Consider the following 19,287-nt stretch of genomic DNA (forward strand, 5'->3'; position numbering starts at 1 on the left):
TTATTCTTCTTCTTTTTGTAGTTCCACTTCATCCAGGCGCAGGTGCACCAGAATTTGATAGGCCGTTCCCTTGCTCTTGACCTTGATGACCTTGCGCCACTCGGCGCTGTCCGGATCGGCGTACCGAGCAATCACGCCGATGTAACGGGTCTTCTCGTCAAGCTTGACGGGGGGCAGGTATTTGAACTGGCCGGGTAGCAGGGTGTAGTCCTGATGATCCAGGTAGTTCTTGCCAAGGGCCTTCTCTACATCTGCCGTCACCTGGTCGTAGTCGGTGGCGAGCAGCCTGGAATCTTCCGCCAGCAGCACCACCTGAAACTCGATGGGTGCCGCCTCCCCGCTCTCGTTGGGGTTGACGTCAGGCTCCGCCAGCAGGCTGAGCCCCAGGGTGGAGGGCTGGTCATCGTTGCTCCCCACCTGGACATCCGGGTTCATGACCACATCGGCCATCTTGCCCATGGTGGTACAACCGGCCAGGGCCAGCAGACAGGCCCCAAACCACAGTGCACGTATCATCAAATCAGTCCCTGTTGCTGACGCACGGCCTGGTCATAGGCCTGGGCGTAGACCTGATGGAACAGCTTGTCGAACCCCTGCTGACGGGCAGAGGTGAGCTCACGGTAGTAGTGCTGATACATGTTCCAGGCCCACCCCTCATCAGCCATACCCGGCGCGCCGCTGCGGCGGTATTGCTCGAAACGGCCGAGCAAGGCTTCCGGTGAGAAGGCCTGCAGGATGCTGTCGAGCGCCGCACTGATGGCCTGCTGGTTTGCCACGTGGTGGATGCGCACGTTGTGCAGGCTCTCGGCCACCGCGGCCGGTGCGCTCAGGTGCACCGGGCTCTTCTGCTCGGCAAACAGCACCGCCAGGGTCTCGTCATAATCGAGGCCAAGGCGCAGAGGGTTGTCCTCGATGGGGCGCAGGTGCTTGTCTGCCAGCGCCGCCTGATCGCTTTGCAGTTGCAGCAACCCTTCCACCATGGCCCGCACTGTCTTGCCCATCTCTTCGAGCATGTCGTGGGCCTGTCGGGTGTCCTGCAACTGCAACGGCTGACCCAGCCCGCGCATCAGCGGGGTCAGGGCGACGTGATCAACGTCCTCCAGCGGCTGGAAGTCGGGGTGGTTCTCGATGGCGGGCATATCCAGAAATTCTTGGTTCATGGTGTTCTCGACGGCAGAAAATGGAGCGAGGGATACGGTGTCCATATCCGGTTGAAAATGCGGTTGAGCCTGCGGCTGGGTATCCATCAGCGGGCCAGGAGCCGCACGCTCCTGCTGCAATGCCAGCAGGGGATCGACTGCCAGGGCCCGAGGATCATCCAGGGTCTGGGTGTGGTGGGGATCGCTGGCCAGCCACTCGTCAAGCTGTTCGGTTGGACGGTTGCCCAGCACCTGCTGCAGGCTCTGCTCGGGGGAAATGGCACCGAGATAGGCGCGCAGCCGGAACGGGCCGACCACCAGCTCGTCTCCCTGCTCCAGATGCACCTTGCGAGCCCGCCCGATGGGCGAGGTGGCACCATTGATGTAGGTCTGGCCGCTGAGATCGCACAGGCAGAAACGACCGTCATTGAGCTCGACCCGGGCATGGGCCGGCATCACCGCCCCCAACCTGTCTCGCAGTTGCCAGTCATCCTGTTCGGAGGAGCCCAGGGTGCCTCCCATCTCGTCGAAGCGATATTGCACCTGCTGGCTGCCGTCGAGCTGCTCGCTGTTAAGCACCACCAGAGATAGTTGCTGGTTAAAGTCGTCCACATTCACTCCTGCACGTATTCCTACACTGAATTTCTGTGCTTATTCCTGTACACAGATCGTCACGAACGGGTCACTCGGCGGTTGGCCGAGAAAGGTACTCCACCCCAGACGGGCACTCTGCTCCTCCCCCAATCTCAGCCCCTTGGCCTGCTCCTGACCGAAGCCAAGCCGCAGATCCCAGGCCAGCTGATCGCGCAAGATGAAGGAGACAAAGGTCACCAAGGCGTGGAAATGCTCCCCGTTCGGGAGAAATCCGAGAAACTGGCTAAAACTCAGATCATTGATTTTCAATAAAAACTTGCCGGCACAATCATTGACCTTGTCACCGATGACGAAGTCATGCCCCAGAGTGGTGCAAGCACCGCCCAGGCGGTTTTGCTGCTCCGGATGGATCGGCACATTGCGCCACTGCCAGGCGCTCACCTCTACATCCGCCAGATCGAAGCAGTGGGCCACCAGACCGGCGACCACCTCGGGCGAGCGGCTGGGGCTGGCCAGCATGCCCGCATAGGAGAGCATCTTGGCGCGGTTGACCGGCAGGCTCTGGCAGACGGCGTCGTTGCCAAGCCCCACCAGCGCAAACATCAGGCGGGAGAACCCATCCTCACCGTCGTCCTGAAAACGGACGTGGTAGCGATACTTGCGCCAGATCCGGTGCAGCAGGGTCAGCAGACGGTGGTGGAAGAAATCCAGAAACAGGCCGAGCTTCTGCTCACCCTGGGCGTACTCCCACGCCAATGAGTCGAGGTAATACCCCGGCATCGGCGACTGGCTGCCGTGCAGACCCAGAAAGGCCACTTCCAGCTCGTGGCGCCCCTTCTCGTCGCGGCCAATCTGCAGCACGTCACTGGTGGGAAACCCCAGCGATGCGGTCGCCTTGAAACGAATATTCTCGTCACTTGGCAGGTGGTCGAGACCACGCTCCTGATCGGCGCCATCGAGCCGGTTGAGCAGCTCGACCAGCTGGAAGAAATTAAAACGGGGCGCCTCGTTGGCGGCGCTCACATCAGGGAGTGCTGACCGATCTGGACTGGCCACTGATAGCGCTCCTTGTTATCGAGATTGACCACCTCAAGCAGGTGGAAAGCGTTGACGCTGGCATAGAGCGAGAAGAAGTGGGCCAGCACGGTGCTGAAGAGATAGAGCTCCCCTTCGCTGCCAAAGGCGGACTGGCGGATGGAGAGCACCGACTTGAGCCCCCGCACCGGCATGCCGCGCACCAGCCTGTCCACCGGCTTGGTCTCGATCTCCTCGATCCCCGCCAGCCGCTTGCGCGACGCCTGCTCTGCTTGCTTGTCGTGCAAAGCGGGAAAGTCGTAGGTACGCAGCACCTGCACCAGGGCATCGCGGCGCAGCAGAGAGACATAGTTGAGCGACAGGTTGGAAATCAGGGTCCAGTGCAGGCTGCCATCCAGTGCCGGGCGCAGCGGCCGGGTCGGCCGGATCAGGTTGCGGAAGGTGGCAAACGACGGCGAGCTGCCGGTCGGCACGCAGATGCTGCCGACCTTGAGGCGGGCGGCGCGGGAGCGGTTGGTACAGGTAAGCGTCACCGAGATGGATTCATCGAGGTCGACCGTGGTGGTTTCATCGCCCCGCACAAACGAGAGGCTGTGCTCGAAACCATCACCACTCACCGACTCCCTGACCCGCACCCGGTAGTAGAGTGCCAGCCGCTGCTTGGCCCGCTCTATCTGGTGCTGAAAACTTTCGAATGGCTGATAGATGCGCGGCGTGCCCCGAGAGCGCCCCAGATTGCCCTCGACCCAACCTTCAACCTGATCCACCGAGAAAATTTCGAAACTGTCGGCATAGCGATAGCTCGCCTTGAGCGGGTATTCCGCCTGACGGCCGTTGAGATTGACCGGCTCGCTGTCGTGCTGGAACAGGTTGATGGCCGGCACGCAGTTGAGCATGAAGGAGTCGGGACGGATCTTGAGTTCCGCCGGCAAGGGCCGGTCGAAACAGAAATGAATTTTGAATTCACTCACCGGCAGCGGCTGTTTGGGCCACTCGCCACCGGAGAGTTCGAAGAAGAGGAAGCTCTCCGGAAAGCAGAAATACTCCTGCAGGATCCGGTAGCCGGAATAGACGTTGTTCGGATAGGGCAACAGCGCATCGTCGCGCTCGAAGCCGACCGATTCGAGGGCCCTGGCCTCCTGACGAAAGCGCTTGCCGTCTATCTCCAGCTCGATATGGGAGAGCTGGTTGGCGAGCCAGAAGTAGAGTTCATAAGCGGTGTAGCTGTCGCCCCCCAGGAAAAAGCGCAGCTTGTCCAGCTGCAACTCACTGAGCAGCAAGGGGGCATGCAGCGCAATATCGAGCGAGATGGTTGAGAGATCGTTGCCACTTTGCGCCGTCACCTCGCGCATCTCGGCCGGATAGACCCAGGCATCGTGGCAGGTTTGAAAATGACAGGTCACATCGTCAATAGGCAGACTGTCGAGTTGGCAGCCCTGCTTCACCAGCGCGGGCTGGGCGATGGCCCCCGGAATAACCGAAAACTGCATGATAGTCATGCTGGGGACGGGACGCAGGTAGTTTGGCCAGAGCATATTGAGCAGACCGTGGGTCAGCTCGGGAAACTCGTCTTCAATTTTTGCGCGCAGGTTGCCCGTGAGAAACGCAAAGCCTTCCAGCAGGCGTTCCACATCCGGGTCGGTATTCTGCTCAGACAAAAAACGGGTGAGTTCGGGATAGCTATCGGCAAATTCGCGCCCTTGCAGGCGCAAAAATGCCAACTCATCCCTGAAGTAATGTTCCAGCGACATTGATCAGACCATGCGGTAGTGGCGGTGACTGTCCATTTGGACGTTGAACGAGGTAACTTGCTCGATATGCTCCAGCCTCACGTGGGCCGTCACCTGAAACGACATCTCGAGCGGACTCGCCTGATAGTCGGGTGAACGGACATCCACATGCACAATCCGCGGTTCATAACGACGGATGCATTGCCGGATCGCTTCGCGGATCCGCCCCTTGATATCCGCACTGCCCTGAGTGGCGTCATTGAGATCGATGACACCAAGCTCGGGAGCACTGCGGCAATTGCCGGGACGGGTGTTGAGGATCTGTTCGAGCTGCCGCTTGACAGAATCAACCAACTCCTCAACCTCCGAACGGGGAGAAGGGCTCAGCCCCTCCCCCCGTATGCGATCGAACAGGCTGGCCGCATTTCCTCTATCCCAGGAAGAGAGATACGGCATCGGGCCTTATTCCTTGTCCAGTCGACCTACCAGAGAGAGCTCGAAGCTCGCCCCCATGTACTTGAAGTGCGGGCGCACTGACATGGCGACCTGATACCAGCCCGGCTCCCCTTCCACATCCAGCACCTTGATCTGGGCGGCGCGCAGCGGACGACGGCTGCGGACCTCTGCCGGCGGATTCTCCTGATCGGCCACAAACTGCCGGATCCAGCTGTTCAACTCCCGTTCCAGATCCTGACGCTCCTTCCAGGAGCCGATCTGCTCGCGCTGCAGCACTTTGATGTAGTGCGCCAGGCGGTTGATGATGAACATATAGGGCAGCTGGGTGCCCAACTTGTAGTTGGTTTCGGCCTCGCGTCCTTCCTTGGTGTTCGGGAACACCTTGGGCTTTTGCACCGAGTTGGCAGAGAAGAAGGCGGCGTTGTCGCTGTCCTTGCGCATGGTCAGGGTGATGAAACCCTCTTCCGACAGCTCGTATTCACGACGGTCAGTGATCAGCACTTCGGTCGGGATCTTCGCCTGCAGCTGACCCATGGCTTCATAGACGTGCACCGGCAGATCGTGGATCGCACCACCGCTCTGCGGGCCTATGATGTTCGGGCACCAGCGGTACTTGGCGAAACTGTCAGTCAGGGAGGTGCCCATCAGATAGGCGGTGTTGCCCCACAGATAGTGATTGTGATCCGAGCTGATATCTTCCTGATAGTTGAAGCCCTTGATGGGGTTTTCGGTCGGGTCATACGGCAGACGGGCCAGGAAGCGCGGTGCGGTCAGTCCCAGATAACGGGCATCTTCCGATTCACGCAAGGCGCGCCACTTGGTGTAGGCCGGCCCTTCGAATACCGATTTCAGATCCTTGATGGAGGGCAGCTCGGTAAAGCTGTCTACACCAAAAAAGGTCGGTGCAACGGAAGAGATGAAGGGGGCATGAGCCATGGCGCCGACGGCGCTGACATACTGCATCAGCTTGATATCGGGTCCGCTGTGGGTGAAGGCGTAATCACCGATCACGGCCCCCACCGGCTGACCACCAAACTGACCATAACCGCTGGAGTAGACATGCTTGTAGAGACCGGACTGGGTGATTTCGGGTGAGAATTCGAAATCTTCCAGCAGCTCTTCCTTGGTAGCGTGCAGCACCTGGATCTTGATGTTTTCGCGAAAATCGGTGCGATCCACCAGCAACTTCAGGGAGCGCCAGGAGGACTCCATCTCCTGCAACGGCTTGGCATGGAGAATGATGTCCATCTGCTTGCCGAGCTTCTTGTCGAGCTCGACAATCATGCTGTCCACCAGTGCCTTGTTGACCGGACTGCTGGCAGTACCGCTATCCAGAATGTTGGCGATCAGGGCTGCGACCCCCTGCTTGGCGACGCTGTAACCCTCATCAACCGGCGTGATGCGTGCTTGTGCCATGATTTCGTCCAGCAAAGAGGACGAGGAGGCGGCATTCGCCCCCGCTTGAACCTGTTCTTCGACCAAAGACATGTTTGTTCCTTCTCGTTCAGTCAATACAACCCGCCGATCACTCGACTGGCTTGATCAAATCCAGCTCTTTGAGCAACTGCTCACGAGCCTCATCACTGGACAGCAGATCCTGCAAACGATTGCGGAAAGCAGGGATATTGCCGAGCGGCCCCTTCAGGGCAACCAGCGCCTCACGCAGCTCCAGCAGCTTGCGCAGTTCGGGCACTTGCTGGGCCACATTGTCAGGAGTGAAGTCTTCCAGGGACTGGATTTTGATCGAAACCGGCAGCTCGTCCTGGCTGTTCTCTTCCAGACGATTTGGAACGGTGAAGTTCAGTTCCAATGCCGATTCTTTCATGACAGATGAGAAATTATTCTTGTCGATGGAGACAGTCTGACGCTCCTCGATGGGGGTATCTTCGGTGCGTCCTTTCATGTTGCCGACCACCATCATGGTCAGGGGAAGTTCTACTTCTCCCTGTTGACCACCAGTCGACGGTACATACTTGATATTTATACGCTCTTTGGGCGCGACAGTAGCGCCATCAATTCCTTTTCCCATGCTCTAGTACCCGATTTTGAGGTTTTATCAAGAAGGGCAGAGCTTATAGCCAATAGTACTGGCAACAACTGTAATAAATTACAGTTGAAGCAAGGCCGATATTAAAAAGGGATGATCCAGAGTAATAACTTTAATATTTGACGACATATCAATAAGCCGCCACAGCACGACCCGCACGGCACCAGCCCTCTCAAGACCATATTTATTTCTTTTGAGACTGGTAAAGCACACGCGTTACTCCGCATCATCAAAAACAAAACAAAAAAAACAAATAAAATCAATGACATGGCGATTTTCAATAAAGATTTTCAGCGCCAGAAGCTTTAGTGGTGCCTTGTCAGGTACATTATCGTTCTCGGCACATTCATATACGACAAATTCTGACATATATGAATCAAGGGTATGTGACCCTGGTAGATGGCATGGTCTTGAACAAAATTGTAACCGGAAATTACAGCCTAATAATCAGAATAATCTTACGTGAAACAAGAGGCCAAAAATGGCAGAGACAGATAAGTAAAAATTACGCTATTAACAAACAGTAATTAGCGTTACATCCCTTATTTAATATATCTGAGAGCAAGCCACAACACCGTCACCACAGATGACATCAGTCAATGTGAGCACTCCCTGCTAACGCTGGAGTCAAGCAGGATTGGCTGTGAAAATCAGCCCAAGCACCCTCGTCTGTTTTGACGATGCGCCCGGTGAGCAGAGGCAGAGGAATGTCACCATCATTCACCAAGCGCATGGTATGGCACCGGGAATAAATATGAGCCTTGACCAGAGAACCGATCCGTTCGCTCAAGCCACCAGAGCAGGGCTCCCTCACCGGGGAGATGGGACGTAATGAGAGGCACAACCAGATCCCGCTCTTTGCTACATAGAGAAGTGCACCTTACTCCACAAGAGGTGTCGTTCAGTGCGCCAAAAAGCACGGGGGCCTGATGGCCCCCGCAAACACACCGGATGAGAAAATGCCTTACTTGGCGGCGCTATCCTTCACGCACTTCTGGATAAAGCTGTTCTTGGCCGCGCCAGCCAGCTTCTTGTCGGCCGCCGCCTTCTCGCACTTGGCCGCCGGATCCATCGCCGCGCCCGTTTTCACGCACTTCTGGATAAAGCTGTTCTTGGCCGCACCGGCCAGCTTCTTGTCGGCGGCCGCCTTCTCGCACTCGCCGGTCGCGGCGCCAGCGGCATCTTTCACACACTTGCCGACAAAGCTGGTCTTGGCGGCGCCGTTAAGCTTTTTGGCCGCAGCCTGCGCCTCGCACTGCAACTGGGCTGCATCGTTGGCAAAGACCGGATTGGCCAGCAGCACGCTGCCGCAGAGCAGGCCGAACAGGATGGTACGCTTCATGGGTGATCTCCTCTCTATCTGGTGATCTGTTTGCATGGTCATATTTGCATGACGATGTGTTGCAAATGGCTTTGATTGCAACAGCTGATTGTTGCCGCAGATCCCCCGCCTCGCCAGCTTGGGAGCGGAGCAGAGGGCAACCATCGCCCGCACTATAACGCCGATTGGCGGAGCGGGATTGTCCCCAACCAGCCCCTCCTCAGCGGCAAGCCCGCCCCCTACTTTCCCGCCATACCCGCCAACCCCAATAAAATCAAGGGCCATGGGAATCCGGTGCCCACTCAGTTCGATTTGTTGAGCCAGCGCAAAAAATCAGTCATTACTGACACTTACGTCACTTTTTGACTGGTATGGCCAGATTCGATTGGATTAACATAGCCATCCGGTGCCTATTCATCTGTGATGGGCTGCTGCCCTCGCTGGTTAATGGAGCATATTGGAGGCTGTAATCCACGGGCGGTAGCGTGGGTTTTGCACAGTGATTGATGCATTGCGTAGGTTGGCGCTGAGCGTAGCGAAGCCCAACACGTATGCCTCCGGTTAGTTGGTTCCCATTTCGTGTAACCGTACAGACCGGATATTTCACCCCGATACCGGAAAGGAGAACCATGCGCTATCGCCGAGCAACAACCAGTGGGGCATCTTGGTTCTTCACCGTCAACCTGGCTGACCGACAGCAGGATCTGCTGGTACGTCATATCGACCTGCTGCGCGAAGTGACCCGCCACGTCAAACAGCAACACCCCTTCGAGATTATTGCCATGGTGGTGATGCCGGATCATCTCCATGCCATTTGGCAACTACCGCCGAGTGACAGTGACTATCCCATGCGCTGGTCTCTGATCAAGGCCGGCTTTTCGCGGGGCATTGCCAAAACAGAGCGGATACGGGAGAGCCGACTCAGAAAACGGGAACGCGGTATCTGGCAACGCCGTTATTGGGAGCATCTGATCCGGGATGACAAGGATCTGCAAGCCCATGTCGATTACATCCATTTCAATCCGGTCAAACATGGTTATTGTGCCAAACCTGTCGATTGGCCTTACTCCTCCATTCATCGCCATATCGCCGCAGGATGGATAACGCCAGATTGGGCCATTAATAGTGACTCGGGTCGGGAATAATCGGCTAGGGATATGTTGTAGGTTGGCGCTGAGCACAGCGAAGCCCAACAAACGGGAGATATAATTTCCCCAAAAAATAATTTTTGAACATATAAAATCGATTATTAAAATAAATTTAGCTTTCTCGGTAAACGTTGGGCTTCACTTCGCTCAGCACCAACCTACAAGCGTTAACATAATATATAAGATACAACAGGTATATATTTCATGTCAGTAAAACTGGAAAAGCTCATAATTTCAAATTTTAAGTCTATTGGAAATACCCCTATCAGTATTGAACTAGATGACATTGTCGTTCTTGTAGGGGGTAATAATTATGGCAAGAGTACAATATTGAAAGCTTATCAAGCGGCCGTTAACAATGAGAAAATCACTAAAGATGACTTTCATAACAAAATCATTAACGATCCTAATTCAAGACCAACTATTGAACTCTATATCATCTGTGATGGTGATGATAGGCCTAGTGCTAATTTTCAAGAGACTCTTCAGGATGGTTCATGCCGAGTAAAAGAAAAATATGTTTGGGATGAACCAAATTCAAGTCCTAGTCGAGTAGGATTTCGTGTTGACCTAGGCCGATATCCAAATATAGACACAGATGCCGCCCCTCATAGACCTTGGGCAAGTGATAATGCTTCACGTAAGAAGAGACCAAAAGCACATCTAATTGGTACCTTTGATAATCCAGATCAACAGAGTGACTCAATAAAAACAATTTTGGTTGAAGCTTTACTTGAGGAAAAAATTAGAAACTATGCACCCTCTGAGAATGTAAGTAATTTTGGAACATTACATGAGCAATTCAATGAATTAAAAAAGGAATTTGTATTATCTACGAAAGAAGAAATACATGGCATAGCCAAAGAAATCTCTGATTATGCCTCAAAAATTGTTCCAGGATATAAATTTGACATATCCATATCTGATAGTGATCTAGAGGAAAAGAGTTTTAAACTATTCGATTCAAAGGAAATAAATATTAGTTTTGGTAAGAATGATTACATGTTCCCAGTATCTAATCATGGTAGTGGAGCAAGAAGAACATTACTATGGTCTGTCTTGAAAAAAATTGCAGATCTTGGATTCGAAGCTTGCGAAAAAGGTAAGTTCAAGAAACTGGGAGATATAAAATCACACTTATTACTCTTAGACGAACCTGAATTAAGTTTGCACCCTAGTGCCTGCCGTCAAACTCGGGATATGCTATATGATATCGCAGAAAAAAATCAAAATTGGCAAGTAATGATCACAACCCACTCCCCATGCTTTATCGACTTAACTCGAGATCACACAAAAATAATTAGGGTTGAAAATCAAGATGATAAAATTGTCGCTACAACCATATTTAAACCTGATATGGTTAATTTTAGCGAAGATGATATTGAGACTTTAAAATTACTTAATATGCTAAACCCTGATTCTATGGAGTTTTTCTTTGGCGGGAGAGTACTGTTAGTAGAGGGCGATACAGAGCATACTGCATTCGGAAAAATAATTAGAGACATAAAGTCACGAGGAGATACAAGCTTAGATGATGTACTAATTGTTCGTTGTGGGGGGAAGGTTCAAGTATCTATGTTTATGAAAATACTGAACCACTTCAAGAAAAAATACTTTGTCCTCCATGACATAGACAGCAAAGAAATTTTGAAAAACAGACAAATAAAGAATGCTGAAGGAGTAAAAGAAAAACAAATTAGAGTAGAAAGAAACCCTGCATGGACAAATAACTCGAAGATATTTGAACAATTTTCCGAATATAGTACCACATATGGTTCAGTAATAAACTTCGAAACAGCTTACTTTGACTTAGGCATTAATAGTGGCAAACCAGAAAATGCTATAAATATGCTAAAAGAACCAGACATTTATACTAAAATAAAAAATCTACTACTAGCTATCGTAAATGAAACCCCAGAGTTATTACCTGACAATGCAATCAGATGGAATAATTTGGAAGAGCTTGAAGAAAGATTCGAAGCTTATGCTAAAGAGAACCCCGAGATCATACCAACCGTACCATTAAAAAATTAAAATATATACCCATCATAAATTTGATCGGTATTCCTTATTAAAAGCTAAAAATCCCCCATCACTGGGGGATTTTTATTTCTATCGATTATCTCGACACAACAGTTAACCCACCAAAAACGCTCTTAACCGGGCAAATTCCGCTGGCAGGTTATGGGAGAGCAGCGGCAGGTCGGCGTGCTTGGCGAGCGGGCCGGGCAGCGGTACATCGAGATCCAGGATCTCGTCCACCGACTCCTTGAACTTGGCGGGATGGGCGGTGCAGAGGAACACCCCCACTTCATCCTCGGCCAGCTGTTCCCCCAGCAGATCCCAGGCAATGGCGCCGTGGGGTTCACAGAGGTAATCCAGCTGGTGCAGGCGTTTCAGCGCAGCGCGGGTCTCGGCATCGTTGCGCATGCCTGACCCTAAGGTCTCCAGCGCCCAGCCTTTGCGACGGCAGAGCTCTTCTACCCGCGGCCAGTTGTTGGGGCGGCTGACATCCATGGCGTTCGACAGGGTTGCCACTGTCTGGTGCGGCTCCCACTGACCGGTTTTCAGGTAGCGCGGCACGGTGTCGTTGGCGTTGGTGGCGGCGATAAAGCGCTTCACCGGCAGCCCCAGCGCCTTGGCGATAAGACCTGCAGTGAGGTTGCCAAAGTTGCCAGACGGCACGCTGATGACCGCCTTGGCGCGATCGGCTTTCGGCAACTGGGCCACCGCTTCGAAGTAGTAGCAAACCTGCGCCAGCAGACGGCTGATATTGATGGAGTTGGCGGAGTTGAGGCCAATGGCCTTTTTCAGTGCCTCGTCGTCAAAGGCCTGTTTTACCAGCGCCTGACAGGCATCAAAGTCACCGTCGATGGCGATGGTGCGGATATTGCCGCCGAGGGTGCAGAAGAGCTTCTCCTGCAAGGGGCTGATCTTGCCCTTGGGATAGAGGATCACCACCTCGATCCCCTCCAGCCCGTAGAAGGCGTGGGCCACGGCGGCGCCGGTGTCGCCGGAGGTGGCGGTGAGGATAGTAATCTTGTCGTTGGTGCGAAACGCCGCGAGGCACTGGGCCATAAAGCGGCCACCGAAATCCTTGAACGCCAGGGTCGGGCCGTGGAACAGTTCGAGGGCATAGGTGCCATCCTTGAGTTTCACCAGCGGTGCCGGGAAGGTGAAGGCGGCATTGATTAGCTCGCTCACCTTGGCGGCGGGCACTTCGTCCCCCAGCAGGTGGCTCAGGATGCGGGCAGAGCGTTCGGCCAGCGGCAGATCCAGCAGGGCATCCACATCGGCGAGCGGTTCGAGTTGTTCGGGGAAGAAGAGCCCCTGTTCGCGACCCAAGCCCTGACGCACCGCCTGCGCGAAGCTCACCTGTTCGCTGTTGTCCTTGATGTTGTAGAGATTCATAGCTCGCTTCCTGTTACCCGTGCCCCGGCCATGTCCAGTTTGCAGACCCGGGCAAATCCATCTTCGTTCTGCACGAAATGTGCTTCCATCCAATCCTTCATGCGCTCGGCCTGGGCCAGATCCTTCATCACCACAAACACGGTGGGACCGGAGCCGGAGATGCCGGTAGCCAGCGCCCCGTTCTGAGCCGCCTGCGCCCGCACCTCGGCAAAGCCTTCAATCAGCGCCGCGCGGTAGGGCTCGGCAATCACGTCTTTCAAGACGCTCGCGGCCAGCCCCTCCTGCCCGGTGTAGCTGGCGTGGACAAAGGCGGCCAGGCGACGGCCGTAGGTGAGGCAATCCTGACGGCGATATTGGGCCGGCAGAATGGCGCGGGCAGCGGCGGTCGAGACCACGGTACCCGGGTAGCAGACAACCCAGTACCACTCGTCAAACACCGGAATACCCTGGCTGATAACGCCGTGCTCTTCCAGCACCAGCTGCATGCCGCCGAGATAACAGGGGGCCACGTTGTCGTAGTGGACGGAGCCGGAGATCTTGCCTTCCATCTCCCCCATCAGCAGCAGCAGGGCGTGCTCGTCGAGCGGCTCGCCGTGAAAGGCGTTGAGCCCCTCCAGCGCCGCCACCACGCTACAGGCGCTGGAACCCAGACCCGAGCCGACCGGCAGGTTCTTCTCCAGCACCATTTCGAGCGGCTTGAGTTTAAGGCCCCGCTTCTCCAGCGCCTCGCCATAGGCGACCCAGCAGTCGAACAGGATATTCTTTTTCGGATCGTCCGGCAGCTTGTGGGCGTAGCGGCCCACGGCGGAGAGGGCGAACGGCACGTCTGCCGCTTTTACCTGCACCCGATCGCCCAAGAGGGAGCCATCCACGGGGGCGAGCGCCGCCCCCAGTACATCGAATCCCACGCTCAGGTTGGCGCTGGAGGCGGGGGCGTAGGCAACGACACTGCCGCCTTCCGTCATATAAGAGGGGTACATGTCTGAACTCATGCTTATAGCTCCTGCTTCCAGTTCTGGGTGCGCAGCACGTCGGCAAAGACGCCCGCCGCGGTCACTTCGGTACCGGCGCCATAGCCACGCAGCACCAGCGGGATCGGCTGGTAGTAGGTGGAGAAGAAGGCGAGCGCGTTCTCCCCGTCTTTGACCTTGAACAGCGGCTCGTCGCCACCGACCGCCTTGATGGCCACCTTGCACTTGCCACCCTCGATGGAGCCCACATAGCGCAGCACCTTGCCTTCACGCTGGGCAGCGGCGAACTGGTCGCGGAACCAGCCATCGGCTTCGGGCAGGCGGGCCATAAAGGCTTCCACGTCGCCGTTCACATCAAAGCCGGGCGGCAGCGCCTGCTCGACTTCGACATCGGAGAGCTCCAGCGCCATACCTGCTTCGCGGGCCAGAATGAGCAGCTTGCGCGCCACATCCATGCCGTTGAGATCGTCACGGGGATCCGGCTCGGTAAAGCCGTTGCTGCGGGCGATTTGGGTTGCCTCGGAGAAGGCCATCCCCTCGTCCAGCTTGCCGAAGATAAAGGAGAGGGAACCGGAGAGGATGCCGTCAAACGCACGCAGCTTGTCACCGGCCATGATGAGGTTCTGCAGGTTCTCGATAACCGGCAGACCGGCGCCGACGTTGGTCTCGTACAGGAACTTGCGGCGAGTCTGGCGGGCGGTGCGGCGCAGCGCCTTGTAGTAATCGAGCGAACCGGTGTTGGCCTTCTTGTTGGGAGTGACCACATGGAAACCGGCGGCGAGGAAGTCGGCATACTGGACGGCTACCGCCTCGGAGGAGGTGCAGTCAACGATCACCGGGTTGATGATGTGGCTATCTTCCACCAGCTTTTTCACCCCTTCCAGCGAGAAGCTGTCGCGGGCTTCCACCAGCTGTTCACGCCAGTTGGCGAGGTTCAGGCCATCCTTGTTGACCGCCATCTGGCGGCTGTTGGCGATGCCGACCACGCGAAGGCCAGTGCCCTGCTCGGCCAGTACCGGTTGCTGGCGGGCAATCTGATCCACCAGCGCCGCACCGACGCCGCCGACCCCTACCACAAACAGATCGATAAACTGCTGGCTGCCAAAGAAGTTCTGGTGGCACGCCTTGATGGCTTCCGCCACCTTTCGATCCCGCACCACCGCCGAGATGGAACGCTCGCTGGAGCCCTGCGCAATGGCGACGATATTGATGGAGGCTTGCGCCAGCGAGGTGAAGAAGCGGGCCGCCATCCCCTTGCTGGTGCGCATGCCGTCACCGATCAGGGAGATGATCGCCAGATCGCTGATGATATCCAGCGGCTCCAGCAGCTGGTTTTTGAACTCCAGCTCGAACTCGCGCTCCAGCACCTTGCGGGTCTTCTCACTGTCGTAGCTGTGGATACAGAAGCTGACGCTGTACTCGGAAGATGACTGGGTGATCAGCACGATACTGACCCCGGCGCGGGAGACGGCGGAGAAGATGCGACCGGCCATGCCGACCATCCCCTTCATGCCGGGGCCGGAGACGTTGAACATGCACATGCCGGAGAGATCCGAGATGGCCTTCACTTTCAGGTCATCGTCGCCGCTCTCGGGGCCGATCAGGGTGCCCGGCCCTTGCGGGTTGAAGCTGTTCTTGATGAGGCAGGGAATATGGAACTGGGCCACCGGCGCGATGGTTTTCGGGTGCAGCACCTTGGCACCGAAGTAGGAGAGCTCCATCGCCTCCTTGTAGGAGAGGGTTTTCAGCAGATAGGCATCCGGCACCAGACGGGGGTCGCAGCTGTAGCAGCCTTCGACGTCAGTCCAGATCTCGCAGCACTCGGCATCGACACAGGCAGCCAGCACGGCGGCGGAGTAGTCGGAGCCGTTGCGACCCAGCAGCACGGTCTCGCCCTTGTCGCTGCCACCGGTAAAGCCCGGCATCAGGTAGAGGCAGTCGCTACGCAGCCCCTTGGCGGCAAAGCGCAGGCGGGAGGCTTCGATATCGACATGGGCTTCCAGATAGCCGCCGTCGGTGACCAGCAGCTCTTCCGGTACGATCAGCTCCAGATCCAGACCACGCACCCGCAGCAATTCGTGCATAAAGGCGATGGAGAGGTTCTCGCCACGGCTCAGAATGCGCGCCTGCACGTTATCCGGGCAGAGGCCCAGCAGGCGGATGCCCTGCATCAGCCGCTCCACCTGATCCAGCTCGGCGGTGAGACGGGCCAACAGCGCCTTGTCATCGAGCGCCGGATAGGCCGCCTTCAACCCGGCCAGCAGTCGGGAGAAGATACCGTTGACTTCAAACAGGGTGGAACTGGCATCCATGCCGCGACTGGTCTGTTCCACCAGCGCCACCAGATGATTGGTCACCTTGGCAGGTGCAGAGAGCACCAGGGCTACCTGAGATTGGCCGTGGGTGTTGACCGCGATATCGGCCACCCGTAAAAAACGCTCTGCATCGGCCAGTGAAGACCCGCCAAATTTCAACACTCTCATCGCTTTCTCTCCCTGTAAATCTATGAAATTCAATCTAAAAACCAGTCCAACAAAAAGGCCCGTACTGGGTGGGTACGGGCCTTTTCTGATTTCTGTGCTTGTTCGTCAGCGCATCAACCGGCCCCAGTGCCACCTGTGGTGGTACCGGTAATAATGGTGGTGGTGATGACGTTGGTGAATAACTGCATGACGAACACTCGTTGACGAAGCTGGCTTTTAGCAATACCGCGGCGGGCGCTGGGCTGTCAACTTAAACCTCTTTGCCAAGTTTGCGCGCAAGGTCTTTGCAGAGCAGGTGGAGCATGTTCAAATCCCGCTGCGGCAGCATGGGCACCCGGTCCATCACCCATTGATACAGTTTTTCATCCTGCGAAACTCCGAGTTCACCCAGCAATTCTGCTGTTTTGCTTTTCAGCACCCGAACCTGCCCGGCGTTATCAAAATTTTCTGCTACCGCAGTGGCGCCGTCGGCGTTCAGCTCATCCATCAGCTGACTCATCTCGTAGGCGTAGAGCATGATCGCCTGCCCCAGATTGAGAGACGGGTAGCTCACCTTGAGGGGCAGATAGCTGATGAGATCGACCTCGGCCAGCTGCTCGTTGGAGAGCCCCGACTCCTCGCAGCCAAAGACGATGGCGACCTTGCCGAGTGATGGCTTGGCGCGGATCTGCTCGCGGATCTCCCCCGGCGTGAGGTAGTGCTGGTAGCGACCGCGCTCACGGGCAGTGGTGGCGATCACCAGATCCATGTCGGCCAGCGCCTCGGGCAGGGTATCGAACGCCTCGGCCTGGGTCAGGATCTCCTGGGCGCCGTGGGCTACCCAGCTCGCCTCCTCCTCTTCGTGTACCCGGCTCGCCACCAGTCGCATGGCATCGAATCCCATGGTTTTCATGGCGCGGGCAGCCGCCCCCACATTCGCAGGTCGGGCAGGTGCCACCAGGACAAAATAGAGCTTCATCGGGTTTCCTCACAGGCCGGACGGCCTCTCAAACAGACAGCAAACAGTCGCTAAACCATCACCAAAACAGGGGCGCAATCTACCGTTTATCCCCGAAAATTGCCACTTGAACAGACGTTTGAATGTTGCGATAGTGGCCTGACGTGTGAACAAATTACACCCAATCCTTCGCGCTATCGGCCCGACAGATCACAAGGAAGAGAGAGATGCAGCAGCCATTGGAACAGGCCGTCGCCGAAACTATCTTGCAACGCTTCGAGTCGTTTTACAGCCGGTTTCTCGAGATAACCCAGGGCAGCAAGAGCCGCTTCGAGAACAGTGACTGGCTGGGGGTGCAGCTCGCCGGGCGCGAGCGAATTCGCCTCTATGACCACCATGTGGGGGCCACCGCCAGCTCTATCCGCCAGATGATGGGGGAGCACCACGCCACTCAGGAGCTGCTCAAGCGAGTCAAGAGCGCCTTCAGCGATCTGCTGCCCCGTTGTGACAACTTCGAGGTGGCGGAGTCCTTCTTCAACTCCGTCTATCGCCGGATCTTTCGCCATCGCAATATCCGTGACGAGAACCTCTATATCCACCCCTTTGTCAGCCGTGGCGAAAAACCGGACCTGAGCGCCCTGCTACGGGTCTATCGCACCGATCTGGCCCACCTGCCACAGACCTTGAGCCAACTTTTGGGGGATTACAGCTTCACCCTCCCCTATGAGGACAAGCAGCGAGATATTGTCGACATCCACCGCCATCTTGCCGAGAACGGCCCGCAAATCATCCATGACGAGCCGTTTGCCATCGAGCTGCTCAAAGAGGTGTTCTACCGCAACAAGGGGGCCTATCTGGTGGGGCTGATCCGGGCCCGGGATCAGGTGTTCCCCTTTATCCTGCCCCTGCTCAGCACCGGCCATAGCATCTATGTGGATACCGTCATCTTCGAGCCGGATCTCGCCTCCATCGTGTTTGGTTTCGCCCGCGCCTATTTCATGGTCTATGCCCGCGAACCGGCGCTGTTTGTCGCCTTCCTGCGCCAGATCATGCCCCACAAGCCCGATTACGAGATCTACAACGCCATTGGCTGCCAGAAGCATGGCAAGACCGAGCTCTATCGCCACTACCGTCACCATCTGGCCCAGAGTCGGGATCAGTTCATCATCGCTCCCGGCATCAAGGGGATGGTGATGAGCGTGTTCACCCTCCCCTCCTACGATGTGGTGTTCAAGGTGATAAAAGACGAGTTCACCCCGCCCAAGGATGTGAGCCACGAGCAGGTGAAGGCAAAATACCGGCTGGTTAAACAGCACGACCGGGTTGGCCGGATGGCCGATACCCAGGAGTTCACCAACTTCGAGTTTCCGCTGGATCGCATCTCGCCCGAACTCCTTGCCGAGCTCAAGACGGTGGCACCGTCAGCCCTCACCATCAGCGACGACAAGCTGGTGATCAAGCACCTCTATACCGAGCGCAAGATGATCCCCCTCAACCTCTATCTGGACAAGGCGGACGAGCAGCAAACCCGGCTCGCGCTGGAGGAGTACGGCAACGCCATCAAGCAGCTGGCGGCGGCCAACATCTTCCCGGGGGACATGCTGTTCAAGAACTTCGGCGTCACCCGCCACGGCCGGGTGGTTTTCTACGACTACGACGAGATCTGCTACATGACGGAGTGCAACTTCCGCCAGATCCCGCCGCCGCGCTACCCCGAGGATGAGTGGAGCGCCGAGCCCTGGTACTCGGTGGCCCCCAACGACATCTTCCCCGAGGAGTTCGCCACCTTCCTGCTGCAAAAGCCGCAGGTGCGGGAGATCATGCTGCAGCTGCACAAGGAGATGTTCGACGCCAACTACTGGAAGATGCTGCAGAGCAACATCAAGGTGGGGGTGTTCGAGGATGTCTATCCCTACCGGCGCAAGAAGCGCTTCAAGTACCAGCGCGGCGGCTGATCCCGCAGCGCCCGCGCACATCGCAGCAACGAAAACGGGGTGGCCAAAGCCACCCCGTTT

The 19,287-nt window shown here is 56.3% G+C and carries 15 protein-coding genes; 3 read left to right on the forward strand and 12 right to left on the reverse strand.

The features are described from left to right. The 8 genes from tssJ to G5137_RS03805 form a co-directional block, all read right to left on the reverse strand. Positions 1 to 516 carry a type VI secretion system lipoprotein TssJ gene (gene tssJ / locus G5137_RS03770; RefSeq protein WP_421208642.1) on the reverse strand — a complete coding sequence of 172 codons (516 nt, stop codon included), beginning with the start codon at positions 514 to 516 and terminating at the stop codon, positions 1 to 3. Next, positions 516 to 1,751: a type VI secretion system-associated FHA domain protein TagH gene (gene tagH / locus G5137_RS03775; RefSeq protein WP_421208640.1), complete on the reverse strand. Its 1,236-nt coding sequence runs from the start codon at positions 1,749 to 1,751 to the stop codon at positions 516 to 518. The genes tssJ and tagH overlap by 1 nt, the downstream gene beginning before the upstream one ends. Positions 1,752 to 1,790: 39 nt before the next feature. Then, on the reverse strand, positions 1,791 to 2,789 hold the full coding sequence (tssG, locus tag G5137_RS03780) for a type VI secretion system baseplate subunit TssG (protein WP_421254948.1): 999 nt from the start codon (positions 2,787 to 2,789) through the stop codon (positions 1,791 to 1,793). Beyond that, positions 2,753 to 4,519 carry a type VI secretion system baseplate subunit TssF gene (gene tssF / locus G5137_RS03785; protein ID WP_421205359.1) on the reverse strand — a complete coding sequence of 589 codons (1,767 nt, stop codon included), beginning with the start codon at positions 4,517 to 4,519 and terminating at the stop codon, positions 2,753 to 2,755. The genes tssG and tssF overlap by 37 nt, the downstream gene beginning before the upstream one ends. Positions 4,520 to 4,522: 3 nt before the next feature. Further along, positions 4,523 to 4,954, reverse strand: coding sequence for a type VI secretion system baseplate subunit TssE (tssE, locus tag G5137_RS03790; protein ID WP_421208636.1), 432 nt, complete (start codon positions 4,952 to 4,954; stop codon positions 4,523 to 4,525). A 6-nt stretch (positions 4,955 to 4,960) separates the two neighbouring features. Next, positions 4,961 to 6,442, reverse strand: a complete 1,482-nt coding sequence (gene tssC, locus G5137_RS03795) for a type VI secretion system contractile sheath large subunit (RefSeq protein WP_421208634.1) — start codon at positions 6,440 to 6,442, stop codon at positions 4,961 to 4,963. A 37-nt stretch (positions 6,443 to 6,479) separates the two neighbouring features. Further along, a complete protein-coding gene (tssB, locus tag G5137_RS03800; protein ID WP_421205362.1) occupies positions 6,480 to 6,983 on the reverse strand; it encodes a type VI secretion system contractile sheath small subunit in 504 nt (167 codons plus the stop codon). Between the two features lie 982 nt (positions 6,984 to 7,965). Then, positions 7,966 to 8,343, reverse strand: coding sequence for a hypothetical protein (locus tag G5137_RS03805; protein WP_421254949.1), 378 nt, complete (start codon positions 8,341 to 8,343; stop codon positions 7,966 to 7,968). A 608-nt stretch (positions 8,344 to 8,951) separates the two neighbouring features. Between G5137_RS03805 and G5137_RS03810 the strand changes: the two genes are divergently transcribed. Both G5137_RS03810 and G5137_RS03815 read left to right on the forward strand, forming a co-directional pair. Then, positions 8,952 to 9,467 (forward strand): REP-associated tyrosine transposase, encoded by a 516-nt coding sequence (locus tag G5137_RS03810; protein WP_421254950.1) that lies wholly within the window; start codon positions 8,952 to 8,954, stop codon positions 9,465 to 9,467. A 207-nt stretch (positions 9,468 to 9,674) separates the two neighbouring features. Further along, positions 9,675 to 11,504: an ATP-dependent nuclease gene (locus G5137_RS03815; RefSeq protein WP_215803408.1), complete on the forward strand. Its 1,830-nt coding sequence runs from the start codon at positions 9,675 to 9,677 to the stop codon at positions 11,502 to 11,504. A gap of 102 nt (positions 11,505 to 11,606) precedes the next feature. Here the strand turns inward: G5137_RS03815 and thrC are convergent, their stop codons facing one another. The 4 genes from thrC to G5137_RS03835 all read right to left on the reverse strand — a co-directional run bounded on the left by thrC (position 11,607) and on the right by G5137_RS03835 (position 17,293). Next, positions 11,607 to 12,881, reverse strand: coding sequence for a threonine synthase (thrC, locus tag G5137_RS03820; RefSeq protein WP_421254951.1), 1,275 nt, complete (start codon positions 12,879 to 12,881; stop codon positions 11,607 to 11,609). Continuing rightward, positions 12,878 to 13,873: a homoserine kinase gene (gene thrB / locus G5137_RS03825; RefSeq protein WP_421254952.1), complete on the reverse strand. Its 996-nt coding sequence runs from the start codon at positions 13,871 to 13,873 to the stop codon at positions 12,878 to 12,880. The genes thrC and thrB overlap by 4 nt, the downstream gene beginning before the upstream one ends. A 2-nt stretch (positions 13,874 to 13,875) precedes the next feature. Continuing rightward, complete coding sequence (gene thrA / locus G5137_RS03830; RefSeq protein WP_421254953.1) at positions 13,876 to 16,335, reverse strand: bifunctional aspartate kinase/homoserine dehydrogenase I; 2,460 nt, start codon at positions 16,333 to 16,335, stop codon at positions 13,876 to 13,878. Between the two features lie 250 nt (positions 16,336 to 16,585). After that, positions 16,586 to 17,293 (reverse strand): tRNA/rRNA methyltransferase, encoded by a 708-nt coding sequence (locus tag G5137_RS03835; protein WP_421208620.1) that lies wholly within the window; start codon positions 17,291 to 17,293, stop codon positions 16,586 to 16,588. 206 nt (positions 17,294 to 17,499) lie between these two features. On the opposite strand from G5137_RS03835, the gene aceK reads away from it, so the two are divergent. Further along, entirely contained in the window at positions 17,500 to 19,227 is a 1,728-nt protein-coding gene (aceK, locus tag G5137_RS03840; RefSeq protein WP_139463162.1) for a bifunctional isocitrate dehydrogenase kinase/phosphatase, read from the forward strand. Positions 19,228 to 19,287 lie beyond the last annotated feature (60 nt).

It is taken from the genome of Aeromonas sp. 600282 (assembly GCF_049175755.1).
GTDB classification, from domain to species: domain Bacteria; phylum Pseudomonadota; class Gammaproteobacteria; order Enterobacterales; family Aeromonadaceae; genus Aeromonas; species Aeromonas veronii_A.